This window comes from Streptomyces sp. CNH287 (genome assembly GCF_000424825.1).
This window is the reverse complement of record NZ_KE384252.1, coordinates 118,139-135,581: the sequence shown is the minus strand read 5'-3', so window position 1 is coordinate 135,581 and position 17,443 is coordinate 118,139. Positions and strand designations below refer to the sequence as shown.

Annotated in this window: 14 protein-coding genes; 10 read left to right on the top strand and 4 right to left on the bottom strand. The window is 72.7% G+C overall.

The window, feature by feature from the left end:
* The first annotated feature begins 130 nt into the window (after positions 1-130).
* Positions 131-2,677 carry a RelA/SpoT family protein gene (locus tag H299_RS0128025; protein WP_027751125.1) on the top strand — a complete coding sequence of 849 codons (2,547 nt, stop codon included), beginning with the start codon at positions 131-133 and terminating at the stop codon, positions 2,675-2,677.
* A gap of 117 nt (positions 2,678-2,794) precedes the next feature.
* On the opposite strand, the gene H299_RS0128020 is transcribed toward H299_RS0128025, so the two are convergent.
* Both H299_RS0128020 and H299_RS0128015 read right to left on the bottom strand, forming a co-directional pair.
* On the bottom strand, positions 2,795-4,024 hold the full coding sequence (locus H299_RS0128020; protein ID WP_027751124.1) for a DUF349 domain-containing protein: 1,230 nt from the start codon (positions 4,022-4,024) through the stop codon (positions 2,795-2,797).
* A 184-nt stretch (positions 4,025-4,208) separates the two neighbouring features.
* Positions 4,209-5,042: a peptidylprolyl isomerase gene (locus H299_RS0128015; protein WP_027751123.1), complete on the bottom strand. Its 834-nt coding sequence runs from the start codon at positions 5,040-5,042 to the stop codon at positions 4,209-4,211.
* Positions 5,043-5,199: 157 nt separating this feature from the next.
* Here H299_RS0128015 and H299_RS0128010 point away from each other — a divergent pair, with 157 nt between their 5' ends.
* The 4 genes from H299_RS0128010 to H299_RS36715 all read left to right on the top strand — a co-directional run bounded on the left by H299_RS0128010 (position 5,200) and on the right by H299_RS36715 (position 9,379).
* Positions 5,200-5,916: an MBL fold metallo-hydrolase gene (locus H299_RS0128010; RefSeq protein WP_027751122.1), complete on the top strand. Its 717-nt coding sequence runs from the start codon at positions 5,200-5,202 to the stop codon at positions 5,914-5,916.
* Positions 5,917-5,926: 10 nt separating this feature from the next.
* Entirely contained in the window at positions 5,927-7,186 is a 1,260-nt protein-coding gene (gene hisS / locus H299_RS0128005; RefSeq protein ID WP_027751121.1) for a histidine--tRNA ligase, read from the top strand.
* Between the two features lie 67 nt (positions 7,187-7,253).
* Complete coding sequence (locus H299_RS0128000) at positions 7,254-7,901, top strand: vitamin K epoxide reductase family protein (protein WP_027751120.1); 648 nt, start codon at positions 7,254-7,256, stop codon at positions 7,899-7,901.
* Positions 7,902-7,981: 80 nt separating this feature from the next.
* Complete coding sequence (locus tag H299_RS36715; protein WP_051262931.1) at positions 7,982-9,379, top strand: replication-associated recombination protein A; 1,398 nt, start codon at positions 7,982-7,984, stop codon at positions 9,377-9,379.
* Between the two features lie 75 nt (positions 9,380-9,454).
* Here the strand turns inward: H299_RS36715 and H299_RS0127990 are convergent, their stop codons facing one another.
* Positions 9,455-10,102 carry a DUF2470 domain-containing protein gene (locus tag H299_RS0127990; RefSeq protein ID WP_486587462.1) on the bottom strand — a complete coding sequence of 216 codons (648 nt, stop codon included), beginning with the start codon at positions 10,100-10,102 and terminating at the stop codon, positions 9,455-9,457.
* 263 nt (positions 10,103-10,365) lie between these two features.
* On the opposite strand from H299_RS0127990, the gene rpsD reads away from it, so the two are divergent.
* Positions 10,366-10,977 carry a 30S ribosomal protein S4 gene (gene rpsD, locus H299_RS0127985; RefSeq protein WP_027751118.1) on the top strand — a complete coding sequence of 204 codons (612 nt, stop codon included), beginning with the start codon at positions 10,366-10,368 and terminating at the stop codon, positions 10,975-10,977.
* A 16-nt stretch (positions 10,978-10,993) separates the two neighbouring features.
* On the opposite strand, the gene H299_RS0127980 is transcribed toward rpsD, so the two are convergent.
* Positions 10,994-13,282: a winged helix-turn-helix domain-containing protein gene (locus H299_RS0127980; protein WP_027751117.1), complete on the bottom strand. Its 2,289-nt coding sequence runs from the start codon at positions 13,280-13,282 to the stop codon at positions 10,994-10,996.
* 199 nt (positions 13,283-13,481) lie between these two features.
* Between H299_RS0127980 and H299_RS0127975 the strand changes: the two genes are divergently transcribed.
* From H299_RS0127975 to ruvX, 4 genes are read left to right on the top strand one after another with little or no spacing between them, the layout of a single operon-like run.
* The gene (locus H299_RS0127975) at positions 13,482-13,919 is read left to right on the top strand and encodes a DUF948 domain-containing protein (protein WP_078513108.1); all 438 of its coding nucleotides are present in this window, start codon (positions 13,482-13,484) and stop codon (positions 13,917-13,919) included.
* Positions 13,920-13,927: 8 nt separating this feature from the next.
* Positions 13,928-14,284 carry a DUF6167 family protein gene (locus H299_RS0127970; RefSeq protein WP_027751115.1) on the top strand — a complete coding sequence of 119 codons (357 nt, stop codon included), beginning with the start codon at positions 13,928-13,930 and terminating at the stop codon, positions 14,282-14,284.
* The gene (gene alaS / locus H299_RS0127965) at positions 14,284-16,947 is read left to right on the top strand and encodes an alanine--tRNA ligase (RefSeq protein ID WP_027751114.1); all 2,664 of its coding nucleotides are present in this window, start codon (positions 14,284-14,286) and stop codon (positions 16,945-16,947) included. The genes H299_RS0127970 and alaS overlap by 1 nt, the downstream gene beginning before the upstream one ends.
* Positions 16,947-17,411, top strand: coding sequence for a Holliday junction resolvase RuvX (gene ruvX / locus H299_RS0127960; RefSeq protein ID WP_027751113.1), 465 nt, complete (start codon positions 16,947-16,949; stop codon positions 17,409-17,411). Before alaS ends, ruvX begins: the two co-directional genes overlap by 1 nt.
* Positions 17,412-17,443 lie beyond the last annotated feature (32 nt).

Here is a 17,443-nt window from a genome sequence, read left to right as displayed (position 1 = left end):
CCGGCGGAGCCGGGGCCGCTTCGGCCCCCTCCGCGCGGTACGGGGACCGCCCGCGCAGGCTGCGGGCGGTCCCCGTACCGTCAGGGTCGTTACCATGGCAGTCCGAATGGGCGTCCAACGAGGAGTGCACTTGCCAGACGAGGCCCAGCCGCTCACCGCCGCGCAGCGCCGGGACGCCGAGTCCGGCGGCGCTGCCCCCTCCAGGGCGCCCGCCAAGGGGGGCGGCGCACGGAAGGGCGGCGGCGCCCGCAAGCCCGGAGCGTCCGGCCCCGGCGAGGGTACGGGCGCCGGCGGCGAGGCGGCCGGGGGCCGCGCCGGGCAGGCCCCGAAGGACGACGCCCCCGCACGGCCGGTCTCGGGCGTCTCGGGCCGCTCCGGTTCCTCCAACCGGGTCCGGGCCCGGCTGGCCCGGCTCGGCGTCCAGCGCTCCAGTCCGTTCAACCCGGTGCTGGAACCGCTGCTGCGGATAGTGCGCAGCAACGACCCGAAGATCGAGTCGTCCACGCTCCGGCAGGTCGAGCGCGCCTACCAGGTCGCCGAGCGCTGGCACCGGGGCCAGAAGCGCAAGAGCGGCGATCCGTACATCACCCACCCCCTCGCGGTCACCACCATCCTCGCCGAGCTGGGCATGGACCCGGCCACCTTGATGGCGGGCCTGCTGCACGACACCGTGGAGGACACGGAGTACGGCCTGGACACCCTGCGCCGGGACTTCGGCGACGCGGTGGCCCTCCTGGTGGACGGCGTGACCAAGCTCGACAAGGTCAAGTTCGGTGAGGCCGCGCAGGCGGAGACCGTGCGCAAGATGGTCGTCGCGATGGCCAAGGACCCGCGGGTGCTGGTCATCAAGCTCGCCGACCGGCTGCACAACATGCGCACGATGCGCTACCTCAAGCGGGAGAAGCAGGAGCAGAAGGCCCGCGAGACGCTGGAGATCTACGCCCCGCTGGCGCACCGGCTCGGCATGAACACCATCAAGTGGGAGTTGGAGGACCTCGCCTTCGCGATCCTCTACCCCAAGATGTACGACGAGATCGTGCGGCTGGTCGCGGAGCGTGCGCCCAAGCGCGACGAATACCTGGCGATCGTCACCGACGAAGTCCAGGCGGACCTGCGCGGCGCCCGCATCAAGGCCACCGTCACCGGGCGGCCCAAGCACTACTACAGCGTCTACCAGAAGATGATCGTGCGGGGCCGCGACTTCGCCGAGATCTACGACCTGGTCGGCATCCGCGTCCTCGTCGACACCGTCCGTGACTGCTACGCGGCGCTGGGCACCGTCCACGCCCGCTGGAACCCGGTGCCAGGGCGGTTCAAGGACTACATCGCGATGCCCAAGTTCAACATGTACCAGTCGCTGCACACCACGGTCATCGGGCCGAACGGCAAGCCCGTAGAGCTGCAGATCCGCACCTTCGACATGCACCGCCGCGCCGAGTACGGCATCGCCGCGCACTGGAAGTACAAGCAGGAGGCGGTCGCCGGGGCCTCCAAGGTGCGCACCGACGTGCCCCGGCGTACGGGCAAGGGCGCCGACCAGGACGCGGTCAACGACATGGCCTGGCTGCGCCAGCTGCTGGACTGGCAGAAGGAGACCGAGGACCCGGGCGAGTTCCTGGAGTCGCTCCGCTTCGACCTCTCCCGCAACGAGGTCTTCGTCTTCACCCCCAAGGGCGACGTGATCGCGCTGCCCGCCGGGGCGACGCCGGTCGACTTCGCCTACGCGGTGCACACCGAGGTGGGCCACCGCACCATAGGAGCCCGCGTCAACGGCCGACTGGTGCCGCTCGAGTCGACCCTCGACAACGGCGACCTGGTCGAGGTCTTCACCTCCAAGGCGTCCGGCGCCGGGCCCTCGCGGGACTGGCTGGGCTTCGTGAAGTCGCCCCGTGCCCGCAACAAGATCCGCGCCTGGTTCACCCGCGAGCGCCGGGACGAGGCGATCGAGCAAGGCAAGGACGCCATCGCCCGCGCCATGCGCAAGCAGAACCTGCCCATCCAGCGCATCCTGACCGGCGACTCGCTGGTCACCCTCGCGCACGAGATGCGCTACCCCGACATCTCCGCCCTCTACGCCGCGATCGGCGAGGGCCACGTCACCGCGCAGAACGTCGTGCAGAAGCTGGTCCACGCCCTGGGCGGCGAGGACGAGGCGAACGAGGACATCGCGGAGACCACGCCGCCGATGAGCAAGCGCGGAAAGCGGCGCTCCAGCGCCGACCCGGGCGTGGTCGTCAAGGGCGTCGACGACGTCTGGGTCAAGCTGGCCCGCTGCTGCACGCCCGTGCCGGGCGACCCGATCATCGGCTTCGTCACGCGCGGCAGCGGCGTCTCGGTGCACCGCGCGGACTGCCTCAACGTCGACTCGCTCTCCCGCGAGCCCGAGCGCATCCTCGAGGTCGAATGGGCACCCACCCAGTCCTCGGTGTTCCTGGTCGCCATCCAGGTCGAGGCGCTGGACCGCTCCCGGCTGCTCTCGGACGTCACCCGCGTGCTGTCCGACCAGCACGTCAACATCCTGTCCGCGGCCGTGCAGACCTCCCGCGACCGGGTCGCCACCTCCCGCTTCACCTTCGAGATGGGCGACCCCAAGCACCTGGGGCACGTACTCAAAGCGGTGCGGGGCGTGGAGGGCGTCTACGACGTGTACCGGGTGACCTCGGCGCGCAGGCCGTAGCCGCGGCCCGCGTACGGCCGGTGGCGCGTACGGCTGGCGCGGCGTGCGGCCGAGACGGCAGAACAGCAGGGCCCGGCGGCCGTACGCCCCGCCGGGCCCTCCGTCAGCTCTCCGGCGTCAGCCGCCGAACTCCTCCAGGCCCTTGAGCGCCTGGTCCAGCAGCGCCTGCCGGCCCGCCAGCTCCTGCTCCAGCTTGTCCGCCTTGGCGGTGTTCCCCGCCGCCCGCGCCTTCGCGGCCTGGTCGCGCAGCTTGTCGACCGCGTCCTGGAGCTGGCCCGTCAGACCCGCCGCGCGCGCCCGCGCCTCCGGGTTGCTGCGCCGCCACTCGGCCTCCTCGGACTCCTGGATCGCCCGCTCCACCGCGTGCACGCGGCCCTCGATCCGGGCCCTGGCGTCGCGCGGCACATGGCCGACGGCGTCCCAGCGCTCGTTGATCGCGCGGAACGCGGCCCGCGCGGCCTTCAGATCGGTGACCGGCAGCAGCTTCTCCGCCTCGGCGGCCAGCTCCTCCTTGCGCGTGAGGTTCTCCCGCTGCTCGATGTCGCGCTCCGAGAACGCCTCGCCGCGCGCCTGGAAGAAGACGTCCTGAGCGCCGCGGAAGCGGCTCCACAGGTCCTCCTCGTGCTCACGCTGGGCACGCCCGGCGGCCTTCCAGTCCTGCATCAGGTCGCGGTACCTGGCGGCCGTCGGCCCCCAGTCGCGGGAGCCGGAGAGCGCCTGTGCCTCGGCGACCAGCTTCTCCTTGCGCTGCCGCGCCTCCTCGCGCTGGGCGTCGAGCTGGGCGAAGTGCGCCTTGCGCCGCTTGGAGAACGCCGAGCGCGCGTGCGAGAAACGGTGCCACAGCTCGTCGTCGGCCTTGCGGTCCAGCCGGGGCAGGCCCTTCCAGATGTCCACCAGCGCACGCAGCCGCTCACCGGCCGCCCGCCACTGCTCGCTCTCTGCCAGCTGCTCGGCCTCGGCGACCAGGTCCTCCTTGGCCTGCCGGGCCTGCTCGGACTGCTTCGCCTTGTGCGCCTTGCGCTCCTCGCGGCGCTCCTCGATGCTCCGGGCGAGAGCGTCCAGCCGCACCCGCAGTGCCTCCAGGTCGCCCACCGCGTGGTGTGCGTCCACCTGCTCGCGCAGGTGCCCGATGGCGGTGCCGGCGTCCTTCGCCGAGAGGTCGGTGGTCTTCACCCTGCGCTCGAGGAGCGTGATCTCGACGACCAAGCCGTCGTACTTGCGCTCGAAGTAGGCGAGGGCCTCCTCGGGAGATCCCGCCTGCCACGATCCGACGACCTTCTCGCCGTCCGCCGTACGTACGTACACGGTCCCCGCGTCATCGACGCGGCCCCACGGGTCGCTGCTCACAGCGCCTCCTCCACATGATGTCCGGGGCGGAGCTGCGGCCCCCCTGGCATCGTCCACAGTTTTCGTCAAGCCCAAGATAGGCGAACGGCGACCGCGCTGTCCGCATCCAGCGCGGTGGAACTTCCACGGTTCGTCCTGTTCCGGCCCGGTCGGACGGCAGGGCCGAAGCCCGGCGGCGACCGGGTCAGCTCTTCTTGACGGCCGCCTTGTCGATCACCACGGTCGCGTTGGGCGGGCCGTCGCCGGCGCCGGTGCTCTCACCCGCGTCCGCGATCTTCTTCAGCACCTTCATACCGCCGTCGGAGATGGTGCCGAAGGGCGTGTAGGACGGCGGCAGCGGGCTGTCCTTGTGAACGAGGAAGAACTGGCTCCCGCCGCTGTCCTTCTGGCCGGTGTTGGCCATCGCGACCGTCCCCGCGGGGTAGGTCTGGCCCTTGAGCCGCGGGTCCTTGAGGTTCTCGTCCGGGATGGTGTAGCCCGGGCCGCCGGTGCCCTTGCCCGTCGGGTCGCCGCACTGGAGCACGCCGAGGTTGCCCGTGGTCAGACGGTGGCACGCGGTGTGGTCGAAGAAGCCCTCGCCGGCCAGGAACGCGAAGGAGTTCACGGTGTGCGGAGCCTTCGCGGCGTCCAGCTCGATGGGGATGTCGCCGCAGGTGGTGGAGAGCGTCATCTCGTAGGCGGCCGACTTGTCGACCGTCAGCTTCGGCTCCTTCTTCCACTGCTCGCCGCTCGGCTTGCCCGGGGCGGGCTTGCCGCACGGGTCCGGCGCCTTGCTGGTGGGCGGGGGCGACGGCTGGCTGTCCGCCTTGTCCGCGGCCTTGTCCGCGGCCTTGTCCTCGTCACCGCCCAGCCCGCCGGAGGCGGCGTAGGCCGCGCCCGCGGCCAGGACCAGCACCAGGCCGGCCGCGATCAGCGCACCGCGGATGCGCGACTTGCGCTGGGACTGGGCTCTGCGCTCCTGCTGACGCAGGAACTTCTCGCGGGCGAGCTGCTTGCGCCGCTGCTCACTGCTGACCACGGGTCGTCTCCTTCGGCACGTGTGTACGGATGGCGGTACGGCTGTGCGTACGGCTGGGAATCTGGCCCGTACCGTATACGGGTTCGCCGCGCCCGTACCGCCGCCGGTACGCTCTTCATCAGCCATTGCCCACCCGCCGGACGACTGAAGGACGATCGTGCTCGTTGCCGGGTTCCCTGCCGGGGCCTGGGGGACCAATTGTTATCTGGTCGCCCCCGCCGCCGGTGAGGAGTGCGTGATCATCGACCCCGGCCACCAGGCCGCCGAAGGCGTCGCGGAAGCCGTCGCCAAGCACCGGCTCAAGCCGGTCGCGGTGATCCTGACCCACGGGCACATCGACCACGTCGCCTCCGTGGTGCCCGTCTGCGGGGCGCACGGCGTCCCGGCCTGGGTCCACCCGCGCGACCGCTACATGCTGAGCGACCCGGAGAAGGCGCTGGGCCGCTCGATCGGTCAGCCCCTGATGGGCGAGCTGACCGTGGGGGAGCCGGACGACCTGCGCGAGCTGACCGACGGCGCCTCGCTGGAGCTGGCCGGACTGGAGCTGACCGTGGCGCACGCGCCTGGCCATACCAAGGGGTCGGTGACCTTCGGGATGCCCCAGCGGGCGGACGTACCGCCCGTCCTCTTCTCGGGCGACCTGCTGTTCGCCGGCTCCATCGGACGCACCGACCTGCCCGGCGGCGACCACGCCGAGATCCTCGACTCGCTGGCACGCGTGTGCCTGCCGCTGGAGGACTCGACCGTGGTGCTGTCCGGCCACGGCCCCCAGACCACCATCGGCCGCGAACGCGCCACCAACCCGTACCTGCGGGAAGTGGCTGCGGGCGGCCCGGGAGACGGCGCGAGCGCCGCTCCGCGACGAGGAATGTGACGACCACTTCGTGAGCACCTTCTCCGCCCCCAAGGGCACCTATGACCTGCTGCCGCCCGATTCCGCGCGGTTCCTGGCGGTTCGCGAGGCACTGGCCGCGCCGCTGCGGCGCGCGGGCTACGGCTACGTCGAGACCCCCGGCTTCGAGCACACCGGGCTCTTCTCCCGCGGCGTCGGCGAGTCCACCGACATCGTGACCAAGGAGATGTACACCCTGACCACCAAGGGCGGCACCGACCTGGCGCTCCGCCCCGAGGGCACCGCGTCCGTGCTCCGCGCGGCCCTGGAAGCGGGGCTGCACCGCGGCGGGCTACCGGTGAAGCTGTGGTATTCGGGCTCCTACTACCGCTACGAGCGCCCGCAGGCCGGCCGCTACCGGCAGTTCTCCCAGGTCGGCGCCGAGGCGCTGGGCGCACAGGACCCGGCGCTGGACGCCGAGCTGATCATCCTCGCCCACGACGCGTACCGCTCGCTGGGCCTGCGGGACTTCCGCATCCTGCTCAACTCGCTGGGCGACCGCGAGTGCCGCCCCGTCTACCGGGCGGCGCTCCAGGACTACCTGCGGCGCCTCGACCTCGACGAGGAGACCCGCGCGCGGATCGAGATCAACCCGCTGCGGGTGCTGGACGACAAGCGCGAGGGCGTGCAGCGGCAGCTGGCCGACGCCCCGATGATGCGCGACCACCTGTGCGAGGGCTGCCGGACGTACCACGAGCAGGTGCGAGAACTGCTCGTCGGCGCCGGGGTGGCCTTCGAGGACGACCCGCGGCTGGTGCGCGGGCTGGACTACTACACCCGCACCACCTTCGAGTTCGTGCACGACGGGCTGGGCTCCCAGTCGGCGGTCGGCGGCGGCGGACGGTACGACGGCCTCTCCGAGATGCTGGGCGGGCCCGAGCTGCCCTCGGTGGGCTGGGCCCTGGGCGTGGACCGCACGGTGCTGGCGCTGCGCGCCGAGGGTGTGGAGCTGGAACTGCCCCGGTCCACCGAGGTGTTCGCGGTGCCGCTGGGCGACCAGGCGCGGCAGGTGCTCTTCGCCGCTGTCACCGCGCTGCGCCGCGAAGGGGTCGCGGCGGACTTCGCGTACGGGGGCAAGGGGCTGAAGAACGCCATGAAGTCGGCCAACCGCTCCGGTGCCAGGCTGGCGCTGGTGCTGGGCGAGCGTGACCTGGCCGAAGGCGTCGTCCAGGTCAAGGACATGGAGAGCGGCGAACAGCGCCCCGTGCCACTCGATCGAGTGGTCAGCGAGGTTCGGGCGAAGGTCGGCTGAGGGTACGGGCGTTGGTTCATAATGAGCGGCATGCTCGAATCCGACGGACGACAGGACGCGTAGCACTATGACGACCACTGCACCTCTCGGTAACGCTCCGGCCCATGTGGACGAGCCCTCGGGCGGTGCGGTGGGCGCCCGCCGCGCCTTCTCCTGGCTGTTGATCATCACCGGCGCGGCCGGGCTGCTGGCCTCCTGGGTGATCACCCTGGACAAGACCAAGATCCTCGAGGCCGAGGCGCGCGGTGAGACCTTCACGCCCGGATGCTCGCTCAACCCGATCGTCTCCTGCGGCAACATCATGGAGAGCGACCAGGCGTCCGCCTTCGGCTTCTCCAACCCGATGCTCGGCCTCGTCGCGTACGGCATGGTGATCTGCGTCGGCGTCTCGCTGCTCGCCGGGGCCCGCTTCCCGCGCTGGTACTGGCTCACCTTCAACGCCGGCACCCTCTTCGGCGTGGGCTTCGTGACCTGGCTCCAGTACCAGTCGCTGTACACGATCAACTCGCTCTGCCTCTGGTGCTGCCTGGCCTGGGTCGCGACGATCTTCATGTTCTGGTACGTCACCGGTTTCAACATGCGCAAGGGATTCCTGCCCAGCCCGGCCGGCCTGCGGTCCTTCGTGGGCGAGTTCCACTGGGTCGTGCCGGTGCTGCACACCGGGGTCATCGGCATGCTGATCCTGACCCGCTGGTGGGACTTCTGGACCAGCTGACCCGCCCGCGGCCCGGAACCGGCCCGGTTCCGGGTCGGCTCTGGGCGTGACTGTCGGTGGCGTGACCTAGGGTTCCTGGTGTGGAACCAGACCTGTTCACCGCCGCGGCCGAGGAGCGTCGCGCCAAGGACCCGTCCGCCAGTCCGCTGGCGGTGCGGATGCGTCCGCGCACCCTCGACGAGGTGGTCGGCCAGCAGCACCTGCTGCGGCCCGGCTCGCCGCTGCGCCGCCTGGTGTCCGAGGGCGGCGGCGGCCCCGCCGGGCCCTCCTCGGTGCTGCTGTGGGGACCGCCCGGCATCGGCAAGACGACCTTGGCCTACGTCGTCAGCCAGGCCACCGAGCAGCGTTTCGTGGAGCTGTCCGCGATCACCGCCGGGGTCAAGGAGGTGCGGGCCGTCATCGAGGGCGCCAAGCGCTCCTCCGGGGCGTACGGCAAGGAGACGGTCCTCTTCCTGGACGAGATCCACCGCTTCAGCAAGGCCCAGCAGGACTCCCTGCTGCCCGCCGTGGAGAACCGCTGGGTCACGCTGATCGCCGCGACCACGGAGAACCCGTACTTCTCGGTGATCTCGCCGCTGCTCTCCCGCTCCCTGCTCCTCACCCTGGAGCCGCTCACCGACGAGGACCTGCGCGGGCTGCTGTCCCGCGCGCTGGCCGACGAACGCGGGCTGGGCGGTGCGGTCACGCTGCCGACGGACGCCGAGGCGCACCTGCTGCGGATAGCGGGCGGCGACGCGCGCCGGGCGCTCACCGCGCTCGAGGCCGGTGCGGGGGCCGCGCTGGCCAAGGGCGAGCCGTCGGTCACGCTGGAGTCGCTGGAGGAGGCGGTCGACCGCGCGGCGGTGAAGTACGACCGGGACGGCGACCAGCACTACGACGTGACCAGCGCGCTGATCAAGTCCATCCGCGGCTCGGACGTGGACGCCGCGCTGCACTACCTGGCCCGGATGATCGAGGCGGGGGAGGACCCGCGCTTCATCGCCCGGCGCCTGATGATCTCCGCGAGCGAGGACGTCGGCCTGGCCGACCCCACCGCGCTCCAGACGGCGGTGGCCGCGGCCCAGGCGGTGGCGATGATCGGTTTTCCCGAGGCCCGGATCACCCTCTCCCAGGTGACTGTCGCGCTGGCGCTCGCGCCCAAGTCCAACTCCGCCGTGCTCGCCGTCGACGCCGCGCTGGCGGACGTACGGGCGGGGCTGGCCGGGCCGGTGCCCGCACATCTGCGCGACGGCCACTACAAGGGCTCGGCAGCCCTGGGGCACGGCCAGGGCTACCAGTACCCGCACGACCTGCCCGGCGGCATCGCCGCCCAGCGGTACGCCCCGGACGCGGTGCACGGCAGGCGCTACTACGCGCCCACGCGCTACGGCGCGGAGGCCCGCTACGCGGACGTCGCCGAGCGGGTGCGCGCCCGGCTGCGAGGGGAGAACCTGCCGCCCCCGGGCCCGGGAGTCGGCACCGGCGAGCAGCAGTCCTGAGCCGGGCACCCGTCGTGAGCCGGGCACCCCTCCCGGCGGCCCGCGCCCGGCCTCCGGCGGCGCCCGCGTCCGCGGCTACCCGGCGGCGGCGTCGAAGAGCAGGCGTACGGCCTGCCGCAGCTCCGCGACGTCCCGCACCGGCTCGGGGAACTCGAAGCGCGCGTCGAAGCACCCCGGCTGCCCCGCGAAGCGCACCCGGAGCCCGAAGCGGTCCAGCGCCAGCGGCGCCACCTGGCTCCAGGCGCCGCACAGCTGCCCCCGGTCCTCGCCGAGCAGGGTCCACAGTCCGCGCATCCGGTCGCCGTGCGCGGCGGCCAGGTGCTGGAGCAGCTCGGCCTCGTGCCCCACCAGCGGGTCCGGCCGCGCCGCCGTGAAGTCGTCCGCCTCCACCCGCTCCTCGCCCCACAGGTCGTCCACGTACGCCTCGCCGATCTCCAGCCGCACCAGCGTCCGTGCCGTCCCCTGCTGCGCCCCGGCCGCCGCCGCGAAGGCCGGCTGCCGCTCGGCGAGCAGCCGCGCGCAGGCGGCGCGGTCGCTGTTGCGCACGGCCGTCAGCCAGCCGGCGACCCAGGCCCTGCCCCGTACCCGGTGCGGCACGGCGACGGGGGCCACGTCGGTGATTTCCATCACGGTGCTCACGTCGTCGTCCTGCGCGTAGGCGGCGGCGCGGGCTGCCGGGGCGTGCACGGGCAGCAGGAGGATGACGTCTCCGTCGTCCGTCACCGCCCGCGCGTCGGCCGCCCATGCCCCCAAAGGGTCACGTTGGGCACCCTCGGTTCCCGGAATGGTCAGTGCGGCGGTTAGGCTGGACTCCACGAGGGTGCGCACACGCTCGGCGGCCGATGGCTGCCGGGCGTCTTCCACGGGGCGCGGCTGACCCGGTCCCGCATCGTTTTCGGTGCCGGACAGGGGGATCCCAGGTCGAGACATGGCGTACTCCTCTACTAAGGTAAGCCTAACCTAACCTACACGGAGGTTCGTTCAACGTGAACCAGTCGCGTCCCAAGGTCAAGAAGTCGCGTGCGCTCGGCATCGCGCTGACCCCGAAGGCCGTCAAGTACTTCGAGCAGCGTCCCTACCCGCCGGGCGAGCACGGCCGTGGCCGCAAGCAGACCAGTGACTACAAGGTCCGGCTGCTCGAGAAGCAGCGGCTGCGCGCGCAGTACGACATCAGCGAGCGCCAGATGGCGCGTGCCTACGACCGCGCTCGGAAGGTCGAAGGCAAGACGGGCGAGGCCCTGATCATCGAGCTGGAGCGCCGTCTGGACGCGCTCGTCCTGCGGTCCGGCCTGGCCCGCACCATCTACCAGGCGCGGCAGATGGTGGTCCACGGCCACATCGCGGTCAACGACCGCAAGGTCGACAAGCCGTCGTTCCGGGTCCAGCCCGACGACGTCGTGCAGGTGCGCGAGCGCAGCCGCACGAAGCACCCCTTCCTGGTGGCGCGCGAGGGCGGCTACGACACGGACGGCGAGACGCCGCGCTACCTCGAGGTGAACCTCGAGGCGCTCGCGTTCCGCCTCGACCGGGACCCGAACCGCAAGGAGATCCCGGTCATCTGCGACGAGCAGATGGTCGTCGAGTACTACGCCCGCTGACACACCGCGGGAAACGTCAGCCCGTCTGCGCCCCGCCCTCGGCCCCGGCCGAGGGCGGGCAGGCGGGCTGGCGCGTGCCGGGGGCACCGCGTTCCACCCTCCGGCCGCCGTCGGCCGGCCCGCGTACGGGCTGCCCGGCGGACCGGGTGCGGGCCGTCCGCCCGTGCTCGGCCACCTCACGCTCCGCGACGGCGAGCAGCCCCAGCCGCCGCCCCCGCAGCCAGGCCGCCTCGTACGCCGCCTCGCCCAGCGCGTCCTGGGCCCGCCTGCGGCAGCCGCCGCCGCCTCGCCAGGCCCCGCACCATCCGGCGCCCACCGGGACGTCCGTCACCGGCCCGGCTCCGGAGGTGTCCGCGTAGTACCGGGTGCCCAGCGACTGCCAGCCCGACTGGGCGGCGCCCAGCAGTTCGGCGGCCCGCTCCGGCCGCTGCCCCACCGTCAGCGCCGCCAGCTGCTCCAGTGCGAGCACCATGCCCAGCACGTCGCCCAGCTCCCGCTTGACCGTCAGGCCCGCCATGCTCAGCGCCAGCGCCCGGCACGGCTCCCCGCGCGTCAGCCGCACGTGGGCCAGCACATACAGCGTGTACGACAGCGCCCACCGCTCGCCGCTGTCCGAGGAGATCTCACGGGCCTCCTCGCCCAGCTCCGCCGCCTTCGTCAGGTCGCCTTCGAAGGCGTAGGCCATCGCGAGCTGCAACTGCGCCACGATCACCAGGGTGTTGAGCTCGCCCAGCGCGCGGAAGCGGTCCAGCGCCTCGCCCAGCAGCCCCTTGCCCAGCGCGGTGTCGCCGTCGGCCACGGCCAGCGCGCCCAGCGTCTGGGTGGCGTACGCGAGCGCCGCCTCGTCGCCGTGCGCCTCGGCCAGCTGGAGGCACTCGTGCAGCGCTCCCAGCGCGCCCGCCGCGTCCCCGTGCACCACCGCGGCCAGCCCGGAGACCCACAGGGCCTTGGCCCGCGCCTCCGGCTGGTCGCCCTCCAGCGCGAGGGCCCGCTCCAGCCACTGCCGCCCCTCGGCCAGCCGCCCGCAGCCGAGCCAGTAGAACCACAGCGTCGCGGCGAGGTACTGCCCGATGTGCGCCTCGTCCGGGCTCTCCAGGCTGTACTCGAGCGCCAGCCGCAGGTTGGGCAGCTCCTGCTCGACGCGGAGGGCCACCTCGGCCTGCCGGGGGCTGAACCAGTCCAGCTCGCACCAGGTCGCCAGGCCCAGGTACCAGTCGCGGTGGCGCCGGCGCAGCCGCTCGGTGTCGTCCAGTTGTTCCAGCCAGCCCGCGCCGTACTCGCGCACGGTGGGCAGCAGCCGGTACCGCGCCTGTCCGTCGGTGCCCTCGCGCTCCTCGCGTACGACCACCGACTGGGCGACCAGCTCGGCCAGTACCGGCAGTACCTCGGCGGCCCGCAGGTCCCCGCCCGCGCACAGGTACTCGGCCGCCTCCAGGTCGAACTCGCCGTCGAAGACGGAGAGCCGGGCCCACAGCAGCCGCTCCTGCGGGGTGCACAGCTCGTGGCTCCAGCCGATCGCGGTGCGCAGTGTGCGGTGCCGGACGACGGGCTGGTGGCCGTTGCCGGTCAGCAGTCCGAAGCGGTCGTCGAGGCGCTGGGCGAGCTGGTCGACGGAGAGGGCCCGCAGCCGTCCCGCGGCCAGCTCGAGGGCGAGCGGGATGCCGTCCAGCCGCCGGCACAGGTCCACCACCGCGTCCCGGCGGGCGCCGCGCGCGGTGAAGCCCGGCAGCACCGCGGCGGCGCGGTCGGTGAACAGGTCGGCGCCCTCCTCGGGCGTCATCGGGCCCAGCGGGAGGAGCTGCTCGCCGGTGATCCCCAGCGGGCGCCGACCCACCGCCAGGACGTGCAGGCCGGGGGTGCGGCGCAGCAGTTCGTCCGCCAGCCCGGCGACCTGGGCGGTGAGCTGCTCGAAGCCGTCCAGGATCAGCAGCGTCTCGCGACGCGCCAGCCGGCGCAGCAGTACGGAGCGGGGTGAGCGGCCGTGGTCGTCGGCCAGGCCCAGGGCCTCCACGAGCGCGTGGTCCAGCAGCGCGCCGTCCCGCAGTTCGGAGAGCTCCACCAGCCAGGCGCCATTGCAGAAGCGATTCTGCATCCGCTGCGCGCAGTGCAGGGCGAGCCGCGTCTTTCCGATTCCGCCCACGCCGGTCACTGTCACCAGGCGGCTGTCCGCGACCCGTTCGCGCAGCCGGGCGCCCTCGGGGCCGCGCCCCACGAAGCGGTTGAGCGGCGACGGCAGGTTCCCCGGCACCCGCCGTACGGCGGGTGCGTCCCGGGACTTCGGCTCGGTGCGCTGAAAGCGTCGCATAAGACACGGAGCGTACTCGGAGGTAAGCGGACCGTACAACCGCTCGGGCGCTCCCGGCACCGCGCTCTTTCCCCGGCGGCCACAATGCGGTAGGGACGCGGCGCCCCGGCGCGATAAGGTCGGTATCCGCCGCCGCACCTTCGGGGGCCGCCCCCGAGAGGCGGCGGCCGACCCCCATATCCGATGGAAGCGGTGCAGCGTGTCCGGTGGAGAAGTGGCCGGCATCCTGGTGGCTGTCTTCTGGGCGATCCTGGTGTCGTTCCTCGCCGTGGTGCTGGTGAGGCTCGCGCAGGCGCTCAGGGCGGCGACCAAACTGGTGACCAGTGTGACGGAGCGGGCCGTGCCCCTGCTCGGCGAGGCGTCCGCCACCGTGCGCTCCGCGCAGACCCAGTTGGACCGGGTGGACTCGATCGCCACCGACGTCCAGGAGGTCACCGCGAACGCCTCCGCGCTCTCCACCACCGTCTCCTCCGTCTTCGGCGGACCGCTGGTGAAGGTCGCCTCGTTCGGCTACGGCGTGCGGCGCGCTCTGGGCCGCAAGGAAGCCGCCGCGCCGTCGCCACGCCGCGCGAGGGTCGTGCCCGCGCGTACCCTGCCCGCCGCCAGGCGTGCCGGTCGCAACCGCAAGAAGGGCTGATCCCCGCCATGTTCCGCCGTGCCTTCTGGTTCACCACCGGTGCCGCCGCCGGCGTGTGGGCCACCACCAAGGTCAACCGCAAGCTCCGCAGCCTCACCCCCGAGTCGCTCGCCGGCCGTGCGGCCGACAAGGCCCTCGAGACGGGGGAGCGGCTGCGCGACTTCGCGCTCGACGTCCGCTCGGGCATGACGCAGCGTGAGGGCGAACTCCACGACGCGCTGGGCCTGGACGCCCCCGTGGACGCGGAGCACCCCCGCCTCCCGCCGCTCGCGGCGCGGGCGCTGCCCGGCCCGCCCCGTCGGGCCTCCGACCACCCCTCCGACCGCATCCACGACCGTACGTACGACCGGAATGAGGACCACTGATGGAGTCGGCTGAGATCCGCCGTCGCTGGCTGCGCTTCTTCGAGGAGCGCGGGCACACCGTCGTCCCGTCGGCCTCGCTGATCGCGGACGACCCGACGCTGCTGCTGGTCAACGCGGGCATGGTCCCCTTCAAGCCCTACTTCCTGGGCGAGGTCAAGCCGCCGTGGGAGCGTGCCACCAGCGTCCAGAAGTGCGTGCGCACGCCCGACATCGAAGAGGTCGGCAAGACCACGCGGCACGGCACGTTCTTCCAGATGTGCGGGAACTTCTCCTTCGGCGACTACTTCAAGGAGGGCGCCGCCGAGCTGGCCTGGGAGCTGCTCACCACCGCACAGGAGGAGGGCGGTTACGGCCTCGACCCCGAGCGGCTGTGGATCACGGTCTACGAGGAGGACGACGAGGCCGAGCGCATCTGGCGGGACGTCGTCGGCGTCCCGGCCGAGCGCATCCAGCGGCTCGGCAAGGTGGAGAACTACTGGGACATGGGCGTGCCCGGCCCGTGCGGCCCGTGCTCGGAGATCAACTACGACCGCGGCCCCGAGTTCGGCCCGGAGGGCGGCCCCGCCGTCAACGACGAGCGCTACGTGGAGATCTGGAACCTGGTCTTCATGCAGTACATGCGCGGCCCGGGTCCGGGCAAGGACTACGCGATCGTCGGCGACCTGCCCAGCCGCAACATCGACACCGGCCTCGGCTTCGAACGCCTCGCGATGATCCTGCAGGGCGTGCCCAACATGTTCGAGATCGACACCTCGCGCATGGTCATCGACCAGGCCACCGCGCTCACCGGCGTGCGCTACGGGGCGGTCGCGGAGTCCGACGTGGCGCTGCGGGTCGTCGCGGACCACATCCGCACCTCCGTCATGCTCATCGGTGACGGCGTCACCCCGGGCAACGAGGGCCGCGGCTACGTCCTGCGCCGCATCATGCGCCGCGCCATCCGCAACATGCGCATCCTGGGCGCGACCGGCCCCACCGTCGCCGAGCTGACCGACACGGTCATCAAGGCCATGGGTCCGCAGTACCCGGAGCTGATCGAGGACCGCCGCCGTATCGAGACCGTCGCGCTCGCCGAGGAGGCCGCCTTCCTCAAGACGCTCAAAGCGGGCACGAACATCCTGGACACCGCCGTGACCGAGACCCGGTCCGGCGGCAGCACCGTACTCGCCGGCGACAAGGCGTTCCTGCTGCACGACACCTGGGGCTTCCCCATCGACCTCACCCTGGAGATGGCCGCCGAACAGGGCCTCTCCGTGGACGAGGAGGGCTTCCGCCGCCTGATGAAGGAGCAGCGGGAGCGGGCCAAGGCCGACGCGCGGGCCAAGAAGCAGGGCCACGCCGACCTCTCCGCCTACCGCGCCGTCGCCGACTCCGCGGGCTCCACCGTCTTCACCGGATACGCCGAGACCGAGGGCGAGTCCGTGGTCGTAGGGCTGCTGGTGGACGGCGCCGCCTCCCCGGCCGCCCACGAGGGCGACGAGGTCGAGGTCGTGCTGGACCGCACGCCGTTCTACGCCGAGGGCGGCGGGCAGCTCGCCGACACCGGCCGCATCCGCCTCTCCGGCGGCGCCGTGGTCGAGGTGCGCGACGTGCAGCAGCCGGTGCCCGGCGTGAGCGTGCACAAGGGAGTCGTACAGGTCGGCGAGGTGACGGTCGGCGCGAGCGCGTACGCCCGTATCGACCTCACGCGCCGCCGCTCCATCGCCCGCGCGCACAGCGCCACCCACCTCACCCACCAGGCCCTGCGCGACGCTCTTGGCCCCACCGCCGCGCAGGCCGGCTCGGAGAACTCGCCGGGCCGTTTCCGCTTCGACTTCGGCTCGCCCACCGCCGTACCCGGCACGGTGCTGACCGATGTCGAGCAGAAGATCAACGAGGTGCTCGCCCGTGAACTGGACGTCACCGCCGAGGTGATGTCCATCGACGACGCCAAGAAGCAGGGCGCGCTCGCGGAGTTCGGCGAGAAGTACGGCGACCGGGTGCGCGTCGTGACCATCGGCGACTTCTCCAAGGAGCTGTGCGGCGGCACCCACGTGCACAACACCGCCCAGCTCGGCCTGGTCAAGCTGCTGGGCGAGTCCTCCATCGGCTCCGGAGTGCGCCGGGTGGAGGCATTGGTGGGGGTGGACGCCTACCAGTTCCTCGCCCGCGAGCACACCGTGGTCTCCCGGCTCACCGAACTGGTCAAGGGACGCCCCGAGGAGCTGCCGGAGCGGATCTCCGGCATGCTCACGAAGCTGCGGGACGCGGAGAAGGAGATCGAGCGCTACCGCGCCGAGAAGGTGCTCCAGGCCGCCGCGGGCCTGGCCGCGGGCGCCCGTGAGGTACGGGGGGTGGCCCTGGCCGCGGGCCGGGTGCCGGACGGCACGACGGCCGACGACCTGCGCACCCTGGTCCTGGACGTGCGCTCCCGTATGCAGGACAGGCCCGCCGTCGTCGCCCTCTTCACGGTCACGGGCGGCCGTCCGCTTACCGTCATCGCCGCCAACGACGCCGCCCGCGACCGCGGTCTGAAGGCCGGCGACCTGGTGCGGGCCGCGGCCCGCGCGCTCGGCGGCGGCGGCGGCGGCAAGCCGGACCTGGCCCAGGGCGGCGGGCAGGACCCGGCCGCGGTGCCGGAGGCCATGGCGGCCGTCGAGCGGCTGGTGGCGGAGAGCGCCTGATGCGACGCGGCAGACGGCTCGCCGTCGACGTCGGGGACGCCCGGATCGGGGTCGCCAGCTGCGACCCCGACGGGCTCCTCGCGACCCCGGTGGAGACGGTGCCCGGCCGGGACGCCCCGGCCGCGCGGCGACGGCTGGCACAACTGGTCGCCGAGTACGAGCCGCTGGAGGTGGTGCTGGGGCTGCCGCGCTCGCTGAGCGGGCAGGAGGGCCCCGCCGCGGCCAAGGTGCGGGAGTTCGCCGTGCTGCTGGCCAGGGAGGTCGCACCGGTGCCGGTCCGGCTGGTGGACGAGCGGATGAGCACGGTCACCGCCGCGCAGGGCATGCGCGCCTCCGGGGTCAGCGCCAGGAAGGGCCGCGGGCGCATCGACCAGGCGGCGGCCGTCGTCATCCTCCAGAGCGCTCTGGAGGCCGAGCGGGGCACCGGCCGTGCGCCCGGCCAGTGCGTCGAAGTGGTTGTCTGATCGCAATACGGTAACGTTCCGCGCGACACGGC

Excerpts from the sequence above, each read along its gene's own strand:
- H299_RS0128000 (WP_027751120.1), top strand. The coding sequence starts at position 7,254 with ATGACGACCACTGCACCTCTCGGTAACGCTCCGGCCCATGTGGACGAG.
- H299_RS0127980 (WP_027751117.1), bottom strand. The coding sequence starts at position 13,282 with ATGCGACGCTTTCAGCGCACCGAGCCGAAGTCCCGGGACGCACCCGCC.
- H299_RS0127970 (WP_027751115.1), top strand. The coding sequence starts at position 13,928 with ATGTTCCGCCGTGCCTTCTGGTTCACCACCGGTGCCGCCGCCGGCGTG.
- alaS (WP_027751114.1), top strand. The coding sequence starts at position 14,284 with ATGGAGTCGGCTGAGATCCGCCGTCGCTGGCTGCGCTTCTTCGAGGAG.
- ruvX (WP_027751113.1), top strand. The coding sequence starts at position 16,947 with ATGCGACGCGGCAGACGGCTCGCCGTCGACGTCGGGGACGCCCGGATC.